14 protein-coding genes are annotated in these 18802 nt (G+C 73.6%); 3 read left to right on the forward strand and 11 right to left on the reverse strand.

The window, feature by feature from the left end; genetic code table 11:
• Window positions 1-206 precede the first annotated feature (206 nt).
• From IF01_RS0104335 to IF01_RS41290, 4 genes are all read right to left on the reverse strand, one after another.
• Entirely contained in the window at window positions 207-617 is a 411-nt protein-coding gene (locus IF01_RS0104335) for a rhodanese-like domain-containing protein (RefSeq protein ID WP_030391902.1), read from the reverse strand.
• Window positions 611-1132 (reverse strand): cysteine dioxygenase, encoded by a 522-nt coding sequence (locus IF01_RS0104340; protein WP_030391903.1) that lies wholly within the window; start codon window positions 1130-1132, stop codon window positions 611-613. The genes IF01_RS0104335 and IF01_RS0104340 overlap by 7 nt, the downstream gene beginning before the upstream one ends.
• A 311-nt stretch (window positions 1133-1443) precedes the next feature.
• Window positions 1444-1521, reverse strand: coding sequence for a putative leader peptide (locus tag IF01_RS51530; protein ID WP_106981192.1), 78 nt, complete (start codon window positions 1519-1521; stop codon window positions 1444-1446).
• Window positions 1522-1568: 47 nt separating this feature from the next.
• A complete protein-coding gene (locus tag IF01_RS41290) occupies window positions 1569-4880 on the reverse strand; it encodes a hypothetical protein (RefSeq protein WP_051754909.1) in 3312 nt (1103 codons plus the stop codon).
• Between the two features lie 441 nt (window positions 4881-5321).
• Here IF01_RS41290 and IF01_RS0104350 point away from each other — a divergent pair, with 441 nt between their 5' ends.
• From IF01_RS0104350 to IF01_RS0104360, 3 genes are all read left to right on the forward strand, one after another.
• Window positions 5322-6164 carry a nitrilase-related carbon-nitrogen hydrolase gene (locus IF01_RS0104350; RefSeq protein ID WP_030391905.1) on the forward strand — a complete coding sequence of 281 codons (843 nt, stop codon included), beginning with the start codon at window positions 5322-5324 and terminating at the stop codon, window positions 6162-6164.
• Window positions 6165-6186: 22 nt separating this feature from the next.
• Entirely contained in the window at window positions 6187-7686 is a 1500-nt protein-coding gene (hydA, locus tag IF01_RS0104355) for a dihydropyrimidinase (RefSeq protein WP_078879652.1), read from the forward strand.
• 98 nt (window positions 7687-7784) lie between these two features.
• Window positions 7785-8804, forward strand: a complete 1020-nt coding sequence (locus IF01_RS0104360) for a TIGR03842 family LLM class F420-dependent oxidoreductase (RefSeq protein ID WP_030391907.1) — start codon at window positions 7785-7787, stop codon at window positions 8802-8804.
• A 57-nt stretch (window positions 8805-8861) separates the two neighbouring features.
• Here IF01_RS0104360 and cas2e read toward each other — a convergent pair whose 3' ends face one another.
• The 7 genes from cas2e to casA are packed head-to-tail and all read right to left on the reverse strand — an operon-like array spanning window position 8862 to window position 18117.
• On the reverse strand, window positions 8862-9230 hold the full coding sequence (gene cas2e, locus IF01_RS0104365) for a type I-E CRISPR-associated endoribonuclease Cas2e (protein WP_030391908.1): 369 nt from the start codon (window positions 9228-9230) through the stop codon (window positions 8862-8864).
• On the reverse strand, window positions 9227-10216 hold the full coding sequence (gene cas1e / locus IF01_RS0104370) for a type I-E CRISPR-associated endonuclease Cas1e (protein ID WP_030391909.1): 990 nt from the start codon (window positions 10214-10216) through the stop codon (window positions 9227-9229). The genes cas2e and cas1e overlap by 4 nt, the downstream gene beginning before the upstream one ends.
• A 4-nt stretch (window positions 10217-10220) precedes the next feature.
• Window positions 10221-10943 (reverse strand): type I-E CRISPR-associated protein Cas6/Cse3/CasE, encoded by a 723-nt coding sequence (gene cas6e, locus IF01_RS0104375; protein WP_030391910.1) that lies wholly within the window; start codon window positions 10941-10943, stop codon window positions 10221-10223.
• Window position 10944: 1 nt separating this feature from the next.
• Window positions 10945-11655, reverse strand: coding sequence for a type I-E CRISPR-associated protein Cas5/CasD (cas5e, locus tag IF01_RS0104380; protein WP_030391911.1), 711 nt, complete (start codon window positions 11653-11655; stop codon window positions 10945-10947).
• Entirely contained in the window at window positions 11652-12875 is a 1224-nt protein-coding gene (cas7e, locus tag IF01_RS0104385) for a type I-E CRISPR-associated protein Cas7/Cse4/CasC (RefSeq protein ID WP_208624282.1), read from the reverse strand. Before cas7e ends, cas5e begins: the two co-directional genes overlap by 4 nt.
• Window positions 12869-13549, reverse strand: a complete 681-nt coding sequence (casB, locus tag IF01_RS0104390) for a type I-E CRISPR-associated protein Cse2/CasB (protein WP_051740173.1) — start codon at window positions 13547-13549, stop codon at window positions 12869-12871. The genes cas7e and casB overlap by 7 nt, the downstream gene beginning before the upstream one ends.
• Window positions 13546-18117: a type I-E CRISPR-associated protein Cse1/CasA gene (gene casA, locus IF01_RS43540; protein WP_051754910.1), complete on the reverse strand. Its 4572-nt coding sequence runs from the start codon at window positions 18115-18117 to the stop codon at window positions 13546-13548. The genes casB and casA overlap by 4 nt, the downstream gene beginning before the upstream one ends.
• Between the last annotated feature and the right edge of the window lie 685 nt (window positions 18118-18802).

Raw genomic sequence — 18802 nt, forward strand, 5'->3', positions numbered from 1 at the left:
CCGTGCGGTGCTGTGTCCTGCCGTGCCGTGCGGTGTCGCTGTGCCTGTCGGTCGCCTGGTCTGCCCGCCTTTGGACAAGCGGAAACTCTGATCAGCCTATGACCTGGTGAACCCGGTGTCCCTGATTTACCGGGCGTGGTCGGATTCACCAGGAGCGGCCGACGCGCACGCGGGGAGCACGAGGCGCGTGCTCCGAGGCGCCTGACTCAGCCTTCCCGAGGGCTTCCCCCGGGGCCGCCCTGACGGGTCGGCAGCCCGGCCGCCGCCCAGGCGACGAAGCCGCCGTCCAGGTCGGTCGCCCGGTGCAGGCCCAGCTCGCGCAACGAGGCGGCGGCCAGACTCGACGCGTACCCCTCCGAGCAGACCACCACCACCTCCACGTCGTAGCCGGTGGCCTCCGGGATCCGGTGACTGCCCGTCGGGTCGAGCCGCCACTCCAGCACATTGCGCTCGATGATCAGCGTGTCGGGGATCTCCCCCTCGGCCGCGCGCTGCGCCGCCGGGCGGATGTCCACCAGCAGCGCGCCGGCGCGCTGCGCCCGCAGCGCCTCGTCGGGGCCGGGGCGGTGCACCCCTTCCCGGGCGCGGTCCACCAGGTCGTCGATCGTGGTCACCACTGGTCGGGTCCTTCCTCGGAGGTGCGGACCAGGCCACCGGCCCGCAGTTCGTAGTGCGCCATGGAGCTGAGCGGCGGGGAGTAGGCGTGCAGCGTCACGGCCGGGCCGGACGCGGTGTTGCGGACGTCGTGCACGTACTCGGGACCGAAGGCCCGGGTGGTGCCGGAGCCGATCCGCCGGATCAGCAGCCCCTGCTCGGGACCGCCCAGCGACAGCTCCTCCAGCTCGCCCAGCGCGACCGTGAACGCTCCGCGCGAGCCGCCGTGGTCGTGGAAGCCGGTGGACTGGCCGGGCAGCCAGCTGATCAGCCAGACCTCGTGGTCCTCGTCGGCCGCCAGCCGCCGGTACCAGCGCTCCTCGGTGGAGAGGCGGACGTGGTGGATCCACTGCTCGGGCTGCTCGGCCAGCTCGCGGACGATCTCCCGCAGCGTGTTCGGGGTGAGCGGCGTCCGGCCCTCCCCGGCGGGGGCGGATGCCGGTGCGGGCGTTGTTGTCGGTGCGAGGTCCAGGTTCATGTGGGTGTCCTCGGGACGGGCGGGCGGTGGTGGTGGAGCGGTTCGCCGTGCTGCCCGCGCGCCGCCGTGGGACAGGGTGCGGTGCGGGGCGGGGTGGGACGCTCGTTGCCGTGCGGCGCGTTGCGGAGCCGTGCGTTGCCGGGCCGTGCGGTGGCGCGGGATCCGTGCCGGAGCCGGTGGCGGGTGCGTGCCGCACCGGTCGGACCGGCGGGGTGGCGCGGTCGTTCCGGGCGGCGTGGCGTCAGGAGAGCGGTTGCGCGGCGCGGGCCCTGGCAGAGGTCACAGGGCGGAACCGGCGGGAAGGAACAGGGTCAACAGGCACAGATGGAACTCGCCTGGCGTCGGAGGTCGACGTGCAGGCGGCAGACCAGAGTGGTGCCGGTGTCCATGCGCCGGATCCTTCCCGACCGGACGGGCAGGAGTCAAGCGAGCGCGGTCACGGCCGCCCGTCGCGCCGCTGGTCGGACGCGGTCGGAGCCCGTTCGGCGGCGGGCGCCGCCCCGGGGCCGGGCACGCTCCCGCTCCGGTCCGGACCCCGGCCCGGCCGGTCGGCCCCGCCGCCCTTGGCCGGCCCCGTTCCTGCGCCCGCCCCCGTTCCCCCTGCTGCTGCCGTTCCCGCCGCCGGCCCGGCCAGCGCCGCCTCGACGACCGGTCCCGCCTGCTCGCCCAGGTACCGGCCGAGCGTCTGGTAGGCGTCGAACTGCCGGTGGTCGAACCACTGGTCACCGGCGCCGTCGTACGGGAAGGCCGGATCACCCATCGCGTAGGCGTGCAGCTCGTACGGCATGTCGGGGGTCAGCACGGCCTGCGCGACGATCAGCGTGCCGTGCCGGGCGGACGCGTCACTGTCGGCGTCGCCGAGCTCCAGCGGCCACGGGTACACGATGTCGCCGACCACGACCGCCCGCGCGGCCAGTCGTTCGGCCAGCCGCGCCGCCAGACCGCGCAACGGCGCCTGCCCGCCCTCGCCGCCGGCCCCGCTCCCGCTCCCGGTGCCGCTCCCGGTGCCGGTCCTTGTCCCGGTGCCGGCGTCGGCGCTGCCCGGGACCAGCAGGTCCGGCTCCCGGAGGGTGATGGCGATGCCCAGCTCCTCCCGGGCGAGGGTGATCGCCGCCGCGAGCGACCCCGCGAAGGCGGAGTCGCCGCTCGCGTCGACGCACACCGCCGTCCGCACACCGTGCCGCAGCAACTCGACCAGGCCGAGGTTCTCGTAGTGCCCGCCGTCGGTGGTGAGCAGGAACCGCGCGTCCATCGGGTACCGCCCGAACGCCTCCCGCAGCTGGTACGACAACCGGCGCACGGCGGGCTGCGGCGCGTACCGCCAGTCCCGGTCGGCCGCCCAGAGCGGGGCGAGGGCGGCCGGGTTCGGCAGCCAGGTGCCCAGCCTGGCGTTGGTGATCGCGAACAGCCCCTGGTACGCGTGGGACTGACGGCCCATCGCGGAGGAGAACGCGGCGCCGGAGACGGCCATCGCGGACTGCACCGTGAGGTCCCGGGCGATGTGCCGCCGGGTGCGCCGCTCCAGCAGGTCGGTGCGCGCGTACCCGACGTCCGGGCCGCCCACGTAGTCGGAGGAGAAGGTGAACGACACCGCCCGCCGGCCGGGCGGCGTCCGCGCGCTGCCGGAGAGGTTGGCCGCCGCCGCGAAGATCACCTGGGGGAAGTCCGGGTGCCGGGCGCCGTAGTGGCTCAGCCGGGTCTGCTCGCGGAAGAAGTGGTACGGCCGGGCCAGCACCTCGCCGCCCCGGTCCGCGTCCCCCGTGCCACCTGTTTCCCCGTCCGCCTCCCGGCCTGCCTCCCCGCCCGTTCCCCGGCCTGCTTCCCCGCCCTCGACCGCCCGCCGGACGGCGAAGGCCGAGGCGAGCCGGTGCCGGTAGAAGGGGTGCAGGCCCATCCAGGTCTGGTCGAGGTTGAGCCCGACCGTGCCCAGGACCAGCGGCAGCAGCACCTGGACGGCGGTCGGCCAGGTGTGTCCGGTGGCCACCGCCCAGCCGAAGGCGAGCAGCGCGCCGACGGTGAGCGCCGTCAGGGCCGACCAGAGCACGAGGTACTCGGTGAGCCGGACGGTGAGAGCGCTGCGGCGGGCTCCGCGCAGGACCCCGCCGAGCACCGCCGCGCCCTGCTCGATGGCGTGGCGGCCGTGCCAGAGGATGCCCAGCAGCAGCGCCAGGTAGCTGAGCAGCACGGTGAGGCTGATGCCGGCCCCGGCCTGCCGGGCGCCGACCGCGAGCGCCCGCCGCAGCGCCACCGCGCCCCAGGCCAGACCGGGCACGGCCAGCACACCCAGGGCGAGCAGGACCGCCAGCGCCAGCGCGCCGTGCGAGAAGCGGCGCAGGAGCCGCGGCAGCGGCGTGTTCCAGCCGAGCCAGGAGAAGGTGAGCAGCCACAGCAGCCACCCGGTTGCGGCGGCCGAGAGCAGCCCGGCGAGGGTGAGCAGGACGGGGACCCGGACGGTCGGCGAGCCGCCGGCCGTGCCGAGGCCGCCCAGGTCGGCGAGCGGTACGAGGTGGTAGAACCGGCTCAGGCCGAGGCCGAGCACCAGCACGGTGGCGAGCAGCAGCGCGAGCGCCGCGACCAGACCCCGCAGCAGGGTGCCGAGCGCGACCAGCCACTCGCCCGCCCCGTCCGCGAGGTACTTGGAGTGGCGGCGGAGGTGGTCCTCCTCGGGCGAGCCGGGTTCGAGCACGGTGTCGGCGGTCAGGCCGGAGCGCACCCGGACCGGACTGTCGGGCGCGGAGTCGCTCAGCGCCAACTGCATCGCGCCGACCGTGTACCCGCCCCCGGAGACCGCGACCAGGTAGCGGGCCTGCTTCAGCCAGGGGCGCAGCGCCTGGAGCGCGCCGAGGGTGACGCAGGCCGAGCGGATGCCGCCGCCGGAGACGCAGAAGCCGAGCGGAGCGTGCTCGCGGCCGGGCGGGACCCGGGCGGCGTTGTGCCAGCGGGCCTGCCGGGTGAGCGGCCCGTGGCTCCGGGGGCCGGGCGGCCACCGCCCGCCCCGCGCGGTCAGTACCGGCCACGGCGGGATCAGCGGCGGTCCGGCGGCGGCGGGCGGATCCGGCCCCGAGGCTGCCCCGGCCGCCCCGGCCCCGGCCCCGCCCCGTCCGCGCGCGGCGCGCCCGTCGGCCGCCCGCCCCCGCTGCCCGTACTCGTCCCCTTGCCCCGCCCCGCCCTCGTCGCCCTCCGTTTCCCGCCGCGGCAGCAGCCCGCGCACCGCCCGGTGCGCGGTGGCGCCGCACACCACGACCGCGACCGCCCCCGAGGGGAGCAGCAGCAGCCATTTGACGGTGGCGAACGCGGCCGCCGCGGCGAACGGCGCGTCCCCGCCCGTCGGTCCGGGACCGGCCGCGCCCAGCCCGGCGTCCAGCAGGGCGTCCTCGGCCAGGTCGCAGGCGCCGGCCAGTACGCCCGCCAGGCCCGCGGCCAGTGCCGCCGACCGCCAGTGCGCCCGGGTGAACACATGGGCCCCGAGCAGCCCGGCCGCCGCGAGGGTGACCGTGTAGCCGCCGATCAGCCAGAGGTCGGCGTCCAGCGCGGCCCGGAACGCCGGTGCCTGGCCGGCGATCACGGCCTCGGCGGCGGACCGCGAGCCGGCGAGTTGCAGCCGGACGTCCTTGGCGCCCTGGTCGGCGGCCGTCCGCCGGGTGTACAGCAGCCAGCCGAGCACGGCCGGCACCGGTACCGCGAGCCCGAGCAGCACCCCGCCCCAGGCGGGCACCCTGCCCGCCGCCCTGCCGTCGGCCGTCACCACGATCCACCCCTCTCCACCACCGCACCACCAACACCCGACACCCGACCCCGGGGGACGCACCCCGCGCCCCCCGCGAACGCCCCGGTCCCGTTCGAAGCCTGTCCGGATCCCGCCTGTCCCCGCGGACCCGCAGCCGGTAGGGGCGTCACCACCTTCCTGCCCCGCCGCAGCCCACCCCGAGCATGGATTCACCCGAATGAGTAAGGAGTGCGCTCCCGGGGTAGATGACCGTTTCATCCCACCTACGAGACCCCGCGTGTCCGCCCGGCAGGATCGCCCCGGCCACGTCGCGTCGGACGTATTGTCAGGCGACCGGAGCCGGGCCTACGGTCGACGCACCAACTTTCTACGCACGTAGACATCCACCGCAGGCAGCACCGCCCGCCGACCCTCGGACCGCGGGCCCGCCCCCGGACGGGCCGCGGAGTTGCGGAGGTACCCATGTCGCAGATCGTCCGTGCCGCCCTCGTCCAGACCCGCTGGACCGGCGACCAGGAGAGCATGATCGCCCTCCACGAGCGCTACGCCCGCGAGGCGGCCGCACAGGGCGCGAAGATCCTCGGCTTCCAGGAGGTCTTCAACTCCCCGTACTTCTGCCAGGTGCAGGACCCGGAGCACTACCGCTGGGCCGAGCCCGTCCCCGACGGCCCCACCGTGCGGCGGATGCGCGAACTCGCCCGCGAACTCGGCCTCGTGCTGGTCGTCCCCGTCTACGAGGAGGACCAGCCCGGCGTCTACTACAACACCGCCGCCGTGATCGACGCCGACGGCAGCTACCTCGGCAAATACCGCAAGCACCACATCCCGCAGGTCAAGGGCTTCTGGGAGAAGTACTACTTCAAGCCCGGCAACCTCGGCTGGCCGGTCTTCGACACCGCGGTCGGCAAGGTCGGCGTGTACATCTGCTACGACCGGCACTTCCCCGAGGGCTGGCGCGCCCTGGGCCTGGGCGGCGCGCAGATCGTCTACAACCCCTCCGCCACCAGCCGCAGCCTCTCCGCCTACCTGTGGCAGCTCGAACAGCCCGCCGCCGCCGTCGCCAACGCCTACTACGTGGCCGCCATCAACCGCGTCGGCACCGAGGAGTACGGCGACAACGACTTCTACGGCACCTCCTACTTCGTCGACCCGCGCGGCCGGTTCGTCGGCGAGGTGGCCTCCGACAAGGAGGAGGAGCTGGTCGTGCGCGACCTCGACCTCGACCTCATCGAACAGGTCCGCCAGCAGTGGGCGTTCTACCGCGACCGCCGCCCGGAGGCGTACGGACCACTGACCGAGGCGTGACGGAGAGGGGCACGAGCACACCATGACCAGCACTCCCGGCACCACCCCGAGCAGCACCCCGAGCGGCACCCCCGCCACCGGCCGGGCCACCGGCACGGCCACAGCCCGGACCGGGCGCACCGCCGTCCGCGGCGGCCTCGTCGTCACCGCCACCGAGGAACTGCGCGCCGACGTCCTCGTCGAGGGCGAACGGATCGCCGCCCTCGCCGCCACCGGCAGCGAGGCCGCCCTCTCCTGGACCGCGGACACCGTGATCGACGCCGACGGCCACTACGTCGTCCCCGGCGGCGTCGACGCCCACACCCACATGGAACTGCCGTTCGGCGGCACCCACGCCTCCGACACCTTCGAGACCGGCACCCGCGCCGCCGCCTGGGGCGGCACCACCACCATCGTCGACTTCGCCGTCCAGTCGGTCGGCGGCAGCCTGCGCGAGGGCCTGGACACCTGGCACGCCAAGGCCGAGGGCAACTGCGCGATCGACTACGCCTTCCACACCATCGTCTCCGACGTCACCGACGCCGTCCTCAAGGAGATGGACACCCTCGTCGACTCCGGCGAGTCCACCTCCTTCAAGCTGTTCATGGCCTACCCCGGCGTCTTCTACAGCGACGACGGCCGCATCCTGCGCGCCATGCAACGCGGCGCCGCCAACGGCGGGTTGACCATGATGCACGCCGAGAACGGCATCGCCATCGACGTCCTCGTCGAACAGGCCCTCGCCGCCGGCCGCACCGCGCCCCGCTACCACGGCGAGGTCCGCCGCGAACTGCTGGAGGCCGAGGCCACCCACCGGGCGATCAAGCTCGCCCAGGTCGCCGGCAGCCCCCTCTACGTGGTCCACGTCTCCGCCGCCTCCGCCCTCGCCGAACTCGCCCGGGCCCGCGACGAAGGACTCCCCGTCTTCGGCGAGACCTGCCCGCAGTACCTCTTCCTCTCCACCGACAACCTCGCCGAGGAGGGCGCCGACGGCTTCGAGGGCGCCAAGTACGTGTGCAGCACGCCGCTGCGGCCCCGCGAGCACCAGGAGGCGCTCTGGCGCGGGCTGCGCACCAACGACCTCCAGGTGGTCTCCACCGACCACTGCCCGTTCTGCTACACGGGCCAGAAGGAGCTCGGCCGCGGCGACTTCTCGAAGATCCCCAACGGCCTCCCCGGCGTGGAGAACCGGATGGACCTCCTCCACCAGGCCGTGGTCGACGGACGGATCAGCCGTCGCCGCTGGATCGAGATCGCCTGCACCACCCCGGCCCGGATGTTCGGCCTGCACCCGCGCAAGGGCACCCTCGCCCCCGGCGCCGACGCCGACATCGTGGTCTACGACCCGAACGCCGTCCAGACCGTCTCCGCCGCGACCCACCACATGAACGTCGACTACTCGGCGTACGAGGGGCGCACCCTCACCGGCCGCGCCCGCACCGTGCTCTCGCGCGGCACCGTGGTGCTCGACCGGGGCACCTGGCTGGGCCGGGCCGGCCACGGCGCCTTCCTGCGCCGGGACACCTGCCAGTACCTCGACTGAGCCGCCGTGCCCCGACCGGCCGCCCCTCCCCGGCCGGTCCGTCTTTCCCGCCCGGTCGCCTCTCCCGACCGCACCCCGACCAACTCCCGGAGCCCGCCTTGGACATCGGCCTCGTCCTGCAGACCGACCCGCCCGCCCGCCTGCTCATCGATCGCATGATCCGCGCCGAGCGGGCCGGCTTCAGCCACGGTTGGACCTTCGACTCCTGCGTCCTGTGGCAGGAACCCTTCGTCATCTACAGCCGGATCCTCGCCGAGACCAGCACCCTCACCGTCGGCCCCATGGTCACCAACCCCTCCACCCGCACCTGGGAGGTCACCGCCTCCCTCTTCGCCACGCTCAACGACATGTTCGGCAACCGCACCGTCTGCGGCATCGGCCGCGGCGACTCCGCGATGCGGGTCGCCGGCCGCAAGCCCGCCACCCTCGACCGGCTCTCCCAGGCCATGCACGCCGTCAAGGAGTTGGCCGAGGGGCGGACCGCCGAGGTCGACGGCACCGAGATGCACCTGCCCTGGGTCGGCGAGGGCGCGCGCCTGCCGATCTGGATGGGCGCCTACGGGCCCAAGGCCCTCGATCTGACCGGCCGTCAGGCGGACGGGTTCATCCTCCAACTCGCCGACCCGTTCCTCACCGAGTACATGGTCAAGGCCGTCCGCCGGTCCGCCGCCGAAGCCGGGCGCGACCCCGATTCGCTCACCGTCTGCGTCGCCGCCCCCGCCTACGTGACCGCCGACGACTCCCCGGCCGCCCTCGCCCACGCCCGCGAGCAGTGCCGCTGGTTCGGCGGCATGGTCGGCAACCACGTCGCCGAACTCGTCCGGCACTACGGCGAGCACTCCGGCCTCGTCCCCGACGAACTCACCGCCTACATCAAGGACCGCCAGGGCTACGACTACAGCCACCACGGCCGCGCCGGGAACCCCGACACCGCCTTCGTCCCGGACGCGATCGTGGACCGCTTCTGCGTCATCGGCCCGGTCGAGACCCACCTCGCCCGCCTCGACCAGCTCCGCGGCCTGGGTGTCGACCAGTTCGCCGTCTACGCCATGCACGACGCCGTCGAATCCACCATCGACGCCTACGGCACGGACATCATCCCCGCACTGGGCGCCTGACCGGCCCCGGAGCACTCGCGGAGCCGGGCCGGCACTCCTCCGAACGCCTCCGACCGCTCAACGGGACCCGAACCGACGGCGTTTGGAGGCCTTGCTCCACCCGCTCGCGGCCCCCTCCGCCGGCGGCCCGCCCCGGGGCGACGGCACCGGGCGGTCCGCCGGGCGGTGGATCAGCGTCAGCCCCTCGTGGTCCACCGGCTGCCACCGGTGCTCGTGGGTCGCGAAGGCGAAACCCTGTTCGGTGTCCGTGCTGTACGTGAGCACGGCCCGCCCCCGGCCCCGGTACTCCCGCACCTCCTCCCACAGCACCTCGCGGATCCGCGCCGACGGATCGCCGACGAAGACGCCCGGCGAGATCTCGGTGAGCCACCTGGTCAGCAGCCCCCGCAACCCGACCGGGCAGTCCGCGAGCACCAGGGTGATCACCGGCCCGCCCCGGCACCGTGGTTGCGGCCGCCGGGCAGCACGCTGTCGTGGTCGTCGTGCAGCAGCACGACATCCTCCTCCGGAGCATCGGGCCCGTCCGGGCTGCCCGCCCCGCGCGCCTCGCCCGTGTCGGCCGACCGGTACGGCGCGAGCAGGCCCCGCACGTCCCCGACCACCCGCTCCAGCAGCCTGCCCGCGCGGATCCGCTCCCGCAACGCCCGCCTGGTCCGCCCCGCCACGTCCTCCGGCCCCTCCGCGGCCGCGTCGAACGCCGCCGGGATGCCGAACTCCACCTTGTAGAGGTCCGCGACGTCCAGCACGAACGACCGCTCGTGCCCCGAGTGCACGAAGCCGAGCGAGGGCGAGCACCCCAGCGCGACGACCACCGAGTGCGCGACCCCGTACAGGCACTGCGCGGCCGCCGTCACCGCCTGGTTCGGCGCGTCACCCGCCGCGAAGTCCCCCGGATCGTAGGTGCGCCGTACCCAGCGCACACCCGTCCGGGCGGCCTCCGCGCGGTACACCTCCTTGACCCGGGTGCCCTCGCCGCCCAGCAGTTCCCGTCGGGTCATCCCCGCCGGATCCGCGTCCGGGAACCGCAGCCGGTACATCTCCCGCGCCACGTCCAGCCGGTGGCGCCGGTTCGCCCACGCCGTGGCCTGCGCCTCCACCAGCCCGGCCGACCGGGTCAGTGCCCGCCCGCCCGCGTAGTACCGCACGCCCTGCTCGCCCACCCACACCACACCCGCGCCGGACTCGCCGAGCACGCTCATCGCCTGGTGCGTCACCCGGGTTCCCGGCCCGAGCAGCAGCACCCCGATCGTCGCCGAGGGGATGTACCGGACACCGGACTCGTCGGTGGCGGTGATCGCGTTGTCCTCGCGGTGGATCGTGCAACGCTCCAGATAGAGGAACGAGACCCGGTCGCCGATCCGGGTCAGCTCGCGGGGAGAGGAGACCGGCCTGCGCGCCGGAGTCGTCGCCACCGCGTCACCCCCGCACCGGCGCGAGCGTCATCAGTCCGCACCCGTAGGCCTTCGCCTTGCCCAGCCCGGCGGTGAGGGTGCGGCGCAGCGCGTCCGGATCGGTCACCCGCAGGCGGCCGTCGTAGGTCGCGGTCACCAGGGTGACCCGGTGGCGGCCGGCCTGCACCCGGTCGTTCTTGCCGAACGACACCGCCTGCTGCCGGTGGACCACGAGTTCGTGCTCGTCCCCCTCCGTCAGCAGCCGCCGGTCCGGGGCCTTCTCGACGACGGTGAAGCCGGACCGCTCCTGCTGCCGCAACAGCCAGTCCGCCTGGTGCCGTTGGGTGAGGTGCGCGGTCCGCTTGGTCGGCTCGTCGGGCTTGCGGCGGATGCTGTGGACGGGGTTGGCGGTCAGCCGGAAGGCGAAGGTCGAACCGGCGGAAATGGCGGCCAGGAACGCGCCGTAGTCGAAGGTCTGCCAGCCGCCGGTGGTCGGCCAGCCGGCCTGCTCCACCAGGTGGGTGAGGTCCGGGCGTTGCGGGCCCACCAGGTAGAGGAGCACCTCGGACCGGGAGTTGTGGTCGATCCGCCAGAGCACGCGGGGCGCCGACCCGGCCGCCGCTGCCGGGATCGACGACGGCGGTTCGGCGAACGAGGCCATCACCGCACCGTGCAGGAGCTGCGGCGAGGAGAGCAGCCGCCGGGCCCCGGCCCGGGCGGTGTTGACGCGAAAGCGGGTGAGGAACATGTCAGTCCGATTCCGGTTCCAGGGGGTTCAGATGGGCCGTCGGATCGTGATCGGCCTCCGCCGTGGGCGCGTTGACGATGAAGGAGACCACCCCGCGCAGCGCGTACCGGCGGTGCCGGGGGTCGAAGCTCAGCGGAAGGTCGCGCAGCAGGTCGGCCCGGGGCTGCTCCTCCGGTTCGGCATCGGCCTGGACGGGCAGCGCCACGGACGCCGCGTGGTGGCGCCGCCGGTACCACGGCGCCGCCTGCCACGGCTCCCGCTCCAGCACCGACCGCAGTCCAGCCCCCGACCGGACGCCCAGGTCGACCGGCCCGCTCGGCGGGCACGAACGGCGGCCCAGGTACGGCAGGTGCACCGGCGCGCGCAGCGCCGCCGCCAGCGCGTCGACCGTCGCGTCCGCCCCCTCCACCGCGGCCACGAACACCGCGTCCGCGAGGTAGAACCGCTCGGACAGCGGCATGGGCTTCTCGGTATCCCCGTGGTGGGCCGTCTGGAGGTCCCGCACCCGGGTACCCGGCTGCTCGGTGCGGACCGCGAACCGCAGCGCCGCCAGATCCGCCACGTCCTCGCCCCGGTCCCGGCCGAGTGCCCCGGCGAGCATCCCCAGCACCCCGCTCTTGGTGGGCGCCGACTCGGTGGTCCGCCGGACGAACCGCGCGGCGGACCCCCAGGACTGGAGCGGCCCGGCCAGCCGCAGCAGCAGCACGCTCACCCGGCCGACCCCGCCAGCCGCTTCGCCACCGCGGCGCCGACCGCGCCGACCAGCGCCTCCAGCCCCACCTCGGCGCCGAGCCCGGAGAGCGCGGACGTCCGCTCGCCGACCCTGAGCACCCAGCTGTCCTCCGTCACCGCGCCGAACGCCTTCTCCACCGCGGGCACGTACGCGGCCAACGCCTCGCAGGCGCCCGCGACATGGCCACCGGTGAGGCCGTCGCCGCCCGCCTGCACGGCCTCCTCGAACGCCCCGGCGAAACTGATCGGCCGGGCCGAGCGGAGCTTGACGACCACCGCGTCCGGGAGGGTCTGGTTGGCGAAGGTGTTGATCTTGCCGGTGGGGATCGACGTCACGAACGCCTCGACGAACGCCTCCACCGCCCGCCGCACCGGCTCCGCCGCCGGCTCGTCCGCGCGCAGCCCGTCCCCGAGGTTCGTCCGCAGCCGGTCCACGTCCACCGCCGCGTAGCGGTACAGCGTCGCCGAGTTGAAGTCGACCGTGCCGATCATGCCCGCCCCGGGCTCGTCCTCCTTCCGCTCGTCGTCCACGGCCGTGTAGTAGTCCGACTCGATCTCCACCGCGTGCACACTGATCGCATGGGCCACCTGCGCGGCGGCGTCCACATTGATGTCCGAGGCGTCCGCCACCATCCGCCCGAACAGCGCGATGTCCACCGAATGACGGGTGTTCGCCGCCTCGCGGGCGCGGGCCTTGTTCTCCTTGCCCTTGAAGAACTCCTTCAGCTCGCCCGAACCCTTCGACCCGCCTGACTCCTTCAGCCCCTCGGCGGCGAGCGCCGCCAGGGCGTCCAACTGCCGGCTGCTGAGGAACATCAGGTACTGCGACTCCGGCGCCGGATCCTCACCGTCGCCCTTCGCCTTCCGCGCCGGCGGAGCCACCTTGGCACCCGTCGCGGCCGTGATCGTGTCGGCCGCCGCCTGCCACGCCGCCGCCTCCTCCAGCCCCACCCCCAGCGCGATGATCCGCGCCGCCAGCAGCTCCGCCACCTTCTTGGTGCGCACCCCGAGCTCGGCCGGGTCCAGCAGCCCCTCGAACGCCCTGCGGGTCGCCCGCTTCCACGCCTGACTGGACACCCGGGCCCGCCGGACACCGCCGTACACCGCCGACTTTGGCGAGCCGGTGTCGTCCCGGTTGAGGTTGCTCGGCGGCACGGTCTGCAGGATGTGGACGTCCAGGATGGTGCGGCTGGTCACGATTGGTCCTTGTCGGTGTAGGGATCGAGATCGGAAGGCTCGACGGCGGTGTGCTCGGCGGAGGTCCCGCCCGTGCTCCTCGGGCGCCGGTACGCGTGGAAGCTCCGCCCCCAGGCCCGGTTCACCTCGCCCCGCCCGTCCGGCCGTTGCCACCGGTACAGCTGGTCGGCGAGCAGCCCGTAGTCCAGCGGGACGGCCTCCCGGCGCAGCAGCACGACGAGCTCCCGCAGCCGCTGCGCGAGGATGTCGAAGGTGGGCGCCGCACCGGCCCTCACGAACCGCTTCCGCAAGGGCTCGTCGATGTCGTCCGAAGGCATCAACTGCCTCACCGCGCCGCCCAACTGGGGTCCACTGGTGCGGTGCATCCCGGCCTCGCGGTGCGACTGCTGGTGCAGCGACCAGAGCGTGACCGCCGTGTGCATCGCGTTCTCGGCCAGGGCGTCCGAGGGGCCGGTCCGACCCTGCGGATACAGCCGCTCCAGGCCGGTCAGGCCCCACAGCTCGGGCAGCGCGTCGATCGGCCGGCCCGCGCCGCGCCGGATCTGCGCGACCCGGGCGACGGCGGCGGACTCGTCGGCGCGGTAGCCGCGCTGCAGTTGGCCGATGTGGTCGCGCGTCGCCGTGCCCGCCCGCCCGAGGGCGGCGAGCCGGGGGGACGGTACGGGGTCGGTGGTCATCGGTCCTCGCCCTCTGTGGAGTTGTCGTCGTTCACGGCCGCGACCGCCGGTGGGTCCGGGGCGGGGAGCGCCTTGGCCAGGGCGAAGCCGAACCGTCGGAACGCCAGCGCGTCGTTGAGCCAGACCCGCCCGCTCCGGCCGGCCACCACCCGGCCCTCCCGGGCAGCCTGCGGGGCGGTGTCCACCAGTTCGCTGCCCAGGGCGAGCAGGATGCGCCGGGCCTGCCGCCGCCAGTCCGCCAGAGCCTCGTCGGGGTGGGTCCGCTGTCCCAACTCGCCGAGCCAGAGCCGGAAGGAGACGTCAAGGTCGGCGTAGCCGCGTTCGGCGGCTGCCGCCTTCGGCCCGTCGGCCGCCGCACCGGCGGCATCCGCGAGGTCGGCAGCCAGCTGGACGACCGCTTTCACACCGTCCTCCGAGTGCTCCACCGCACTCACAGCCTGTCGTCCGTAGCGCTGGTCCCCCTCGTGCAGCAGGATCACCGCCATGGCGACGCCGTCGTCCACCACTTCGTCGAACACCGACTGCTGGGTCCCGTACATCGCGCCGATCGTCCGGGCGCGGATCAGGCGCCCGCGCTCCAGCGCTCGCTCCGTGGTCAGCCGGGCCACCCATTCCAGCACCAACGGGCTCAGGTACTCCGCCGGCTCACCGGGCTTCGCGGCCTTCGAAGCGGTCTGCTTCTGCAACAGGGCGGGCAGACCGCGCCACGCCGAACGCGCCGGATCGTGCTGACGGGGCAGGTAGACGGGCACCCGGCCGAGCTTCTTCTCCTGGGGCCGACTGCGCCGCCAGCCGGTCAGCGGCTCGGTGAACCGGCGGTCGTGGGCCGCGAGCGGATCCCCGTAGGAGAGCACCGCCCCGGTCACCGCGCTCCCGTCGTGGTGCAGTCGGATGCGCCGGGACTGCCAGGTGTACAGGTCGCGCGGCCCGGACGGGCGGTGGGACGGGTCCGCAGCCTCCGGATCCGGCTCCGGACCGTACGGGCCGCGCCGCCAGGAAGGACGGTCCTCCTCGCGGAAGCGGGCCCCGGCGGTGTCCGCGGCCACCAGGTTGAGGAGGAGCGTCTGCCGCAGGTCGTCCCCTTCGGCGAGGACGCCACCGAGACCGCCCGCCCACCCCGTGCCCAGCGGGTACACCTTCCCGCCCTTCGCCCGACCGTCGCCCGCCGCGGCCGACTTGATGCCCGAGGTGTCGAAGGCGTGTGCGTGCACCAGCCAGCGCGCCGCCTCGGCGAAGGCGAGCCGGTCGACGGACGGCATCCGCATGGAGAAGAACGGGTCGCCGTTCGGCACATCGGCCACCAGCCGGTTCAGCGAGGCGACTTCGTCCTTCTCGGTGCGCAACTCCGGCACCTGGAAGAACGGGGTCTCCGGGTGCAGCAGGTCGAAGCGCTCCCGGTGCCGGTCGAGGTAGCGGCCGACGGCGGCGAAGGCGCCCGGGTCCTCCCACAGCTCCTCCCAGTCCTCCAGTTCGGCGGGCCCGTCCACCGCGTCGTGCAGGATCGCCAGCAACAGGCGCATCAGCGCGAACTCCTGCGTCGGCACGTCCCCGACCAGCCGCCGGACCGCGGCCGCTTCGGCGAACACCTCGCGCAGCGACAGCTCGGCGGTCGTCCCGTCCAGCCGCTGCACCGGTAGCCAAGGACGGGACACCAGGTCGAACGAGGGCACGTTCTTCACCAACCTCACCTCACGGGCTCCGGCCGGGTGCACCGACAGGCCGTCGCCCGGGTTGTACTCCAGCTCGAAGCCCGCCAGTTCGGCCCGGCCGTGCTCGTCGAGCAGCAGCACCAGCTCGCCGTCGAGCTGCGGACACTCCTTGACCTGCCAGGCGGGGACGTACAGCTGCTCCAGCTCCTTGATCGCCTTGTCGATCACCCAGGGCTTGGAGAAGTGGTAGGGGAGCCGCAGACTGCTGGCCGCGAGGGCCTGGGCGGCGTTCCAGCCGGGCACGGTCTCGGTCGGCAGCGGCAGACCGCCCCGGCCCCGGTCCAGCCAGGGGACGGTGGTGAGACTGCCGTCGGGGTGGCGCATCGCGACCATCACCTCCAGGCTCTCCTCGCCGTCCCGGACCTGGGCCTGGCCGGAGCGGTGGTCGTCCACGTCACCCACCCCGGCGTCCAGCCACCCCACCAACGACCGCCCCGGCCGCCGCACCTCGTCCAGCCGGAACACCTCTGCTCGGGCGGTCTGCGCGGCATCCGCGAGTCGCTGCTCCTCCGCCGCCTCCGCCATCGCGGCCGACCAGGCGGAGGGGCCCACCGGTTCGCCGCCGTAGGCCCGCTGGACCAGCCCGTTGATGTCGTCCGGGAGCGTCAGCGGGACCCTCTCCACCAGGTGCGGCCACAGCACGGCGGCCGAGCGCAGCAGGTGGTGCCTGCCGTAGACGGACGTCGACCCCTTCACCGGGCCCGGCAGCGGTTGCGCCGCCCAGTCGACGCCGGTGACCAGGCAGCGGGCCGTCCGCAGCCGCGCCGGCCGGGCGCCCTGCCCCTCGCCGCGCCGGTGGCGGTGCAGCCGGCCCATGCGCTGGAGCACGAGGTCCATTGGGCACAGGTCCGTGACCAGGAGGTCGAAGTCGACGTCGAGGGACTGCTCGGCCACCTGACTGGCGACCACGATGTGCGGCCCGCGCGGCCGGTCCCCGGTGGGGCCGAACCGGTCCAGCAGGTCGCTGTCCTTCCGGGCCCGGTCGAGGTCGACGAAGCGTGCGTGGGCGACGGTGACCGCCTCGTCCCCGAAGCGCTCCCGCAGCCGGTCGGCGGCCTCCAGGACCCGGTCGACGGTGTTGCGGACGACCAGCGCGCAGCCGCCGTCGGCGAGTTCGGTGGAGAGGCGGTCGACAAGTGTGTTGAGTTCGTCGTCGAGCGGCTCCAGGTGAACGGTGCTCCGCCGGGCGGAGTCCGCGGCGGGCCGTCGGACCAGGGGCGGATGCCCCGGCGCGACGGCGGTGAGCAGCGGATAACCGGGTTCCTCCGTGGCCACTTCGGCCTCGGCCGCCGCTCCGCAGTAGGCCTGCACCAGGGCCCGCCGGGTCGCGGCCGGCAGCGTCGCCGACAGCATGACCACCGGCACCCGGTACGCACCCAGCCAGGAGAGCACCCGCTCCAGGTAGGTGTTCATGTAGGCGTCGTTGGCGTGCACTTCGTCGATCACGACGACCTTGCCGGCGAGCGCGAGGTGGCGCAGTGCGAGATGCCGGTTCTTGAGACCGGCGAACAGCACCTGGTCGATGGTGCCGACCGCGAAGGAGGCGAGCAGGCCCTTCTTGCGTCCGCGCAGCCACTGGTGGGCGATCAGCCCGGCGTTCTTCCGCCGCGCCCGGTGCCCGGCCCCCTGCGACCCGTCCGTGTCCACGGCCGCGATCCGGCGCCGGTCGGCGGCCATCATGCCCGCGTACTCGTCGTTGAGCGCGGCCTTCGCGTGGGCGAGGAAGACCGTTCGATCCCCGTCCGCGGGCAGGTGGTTCAGCCACGCGGTGAGACGGGGGAACATCGCGTTGGCGGTCGCGCGGGTCGGCAGCGCGACGTAGCATCCGCCGGCGCCGGTCCGGGCGGCGAAGACCTCGGCGACGGCGAGCGCGGCCTCCGTCTTGCCCTCGCCCATCGGCGCCTCGATCACCAGCAGCCCCGGCGCGGCCAGTTCACGCGCCAGCCGGACGGCCTCCTCCTGGACCGGCCGCGGCGTCCCCCCGGCGGGCAGCTCGAAGCGGGCTTCGAGCAGTTCCTTCGCCCCCTGCGGCGGGTCCGACGGATCCCAGGCGGGCGGGAGGTTCAACCCTTGCCAGGCGGACTGGATGCGCTCCGCCTCCGAACGGGGGCGCTCCTCCGGGAAGTAGGGGAAGAGATCGGGATTGCTGGCGATCCAGTCGGCCATGATGACGATGCCGGTCAGGAGCACCTGGACGGGCTGCGGCAGCTTGGCGCCTTGGACCGACCGCAGTACGTCGACTGTTCCGAGTACTGCCGTGCACGCGTCGAGCAGCTCGAACTGCACATCGCGCCACAGCTTTTCGCTCGCCCCGGGTGTACGGATCAGGTCCTCGCGCAGTTCGAGGTCGTGCAACTGCCCGTGTCCCGGCGGCACCCCGTGGTGCCCACCGACGACCACCGCCAACTGCCCGGCGGTCCGGTGCTTCCACTCGTGCCGCTCCACCAGCCATTCCTGGAGGATCAGTTGACCGGCGAGCCCGTGCGGGGCGGTGCGCCGGTCGTCCCCGTACTGCTGCGGATCACGCATCGCCAGCCCGGCCGCCCGCATGTTCTCGGCGAGCCCGTCGACCTGACACGCGAACGCGGGCGTGGCCTTCCCGACGTCGTGCACGGTCGCCAACCACACGGCGAGCTCCCGCGCCAGTACCTGGCTGCCTCCGAGCGTGTCGGCGATCAACTCCCGTACGTTCCTGGGAAGCCACCCGTCCCACAGCAGCCCGGCGACGGCCCCGCTGTCCGCCATGTGCCGCCACAGCGGCATCCACCCGGAGGTGTCCCTGTCGGACTTGGCCCAGACGGTGCGAGCGGCACGGGAGAGGCGCGCGGACAGTTCCGGACCGGTAGGCGTTCCAGTCACGCCGCCATTCAACAGGGCTTGTGGCTGTGTCCTGATCGAACGACCGTGAGTGATCGAATCTGATTGATAGTGGACCCTGGTGACAGCATTTGCTTGATCGTTTACGGGCTGTTCAAGGGCTTATGTGTGAGTGGGCACTAGCGAATGCGGGAGCGGTGCGGGGTTGCTGCCCTGTGCCGGGGCCGGCGCAGGGCAGCCGAGTCATGAGGCTTGACAGGGCCGGTCGCAGTGAGTGGACCGAGTAGCAGTCACGACAACCACCATGCCGACCAGGGCGACGACGCCGAGTCGGATGCCGACATCCGGCCGGGACCTCGATCCGGCCCCGGCCGCCACGCAGACGGTGAGCAGGCTCAGCAGCGTGATCTCTCCCTGGCGGCTGAGTGCGAACGGCAGGCGTCTGAGTTCCATGGGGGTGCTCCGCTGTCGAATCGGAGGCCGATGCCGCGATTGCGGCAGCGCCTGGCACTCAGTATGCGGACGGACGCACCTGCGGGAGGTGAGTGACACATTGAAATGTGGCGATAAGTAGCAGGGCAACTACACAGTTGTGAGAAGGAATGGGAGTGCTCTCGGTGGTGAGAGAGCCTCAGGTGCGAAGGGGCGATGAGACGGAGGTTCATGAAGGGGTGTCCGATGGACCCCCGAATGAGTTGGGGGCAGGCCCTGGTCTGTCCCGGTCGAC

This window comes from Kitasatospora purpeofusca, assembly GCF_000718025.1.
Taxonomy (GTDB): Bacteria; Actinomycetota; Actinomycetes; order Streptomycetales; family Streptomycetaceae; genus Kitasatospora; species Kitasatospora purpeofusca.

Coding starts and splice junctions, on each gene's coding strand:
- IF01_RS0104340 (WP_030391903.1), bottom strand. CDS start 1,132: ATGAACCTGGACCTCGCACCGACAACAACGCCCGCACCGGCATCCGCC.
- IF01_RS51530 (WP_106981192.1), bottom strand. CDS start 1,521: ATGGACACCGGCACCACTCTGGTCTGCCGCCTGCACGTCGACCTCCGA.
- IF01_RS0104350 (WP_030391905.1), top strand. CDS start 5,322: ATGTCGCAGATCGTCCGTGCCGCCCTCGTCCAGACCCGCTGGACCGGC.
- hydA (WP_078879652.1), top strand. CDS start 6,187: ATGACCAGCACTCCCGGCACCACCCCGAGCAGCACCCCGAGCGGCACC.
- cas6e (WP_030391910.1), bottom strand. CDS start 10,943: ATGTTCCTCACCCGCTTTCGCGTCAACACCGCCCGGGCCGGGGCCCGG.
- casB (WP_051740173.1), bottom strand. CDS start 13,549: ATGACCACCGACCCCGTACCGTCCCCCCGGCTCGCCGCCCTCGGGCGG.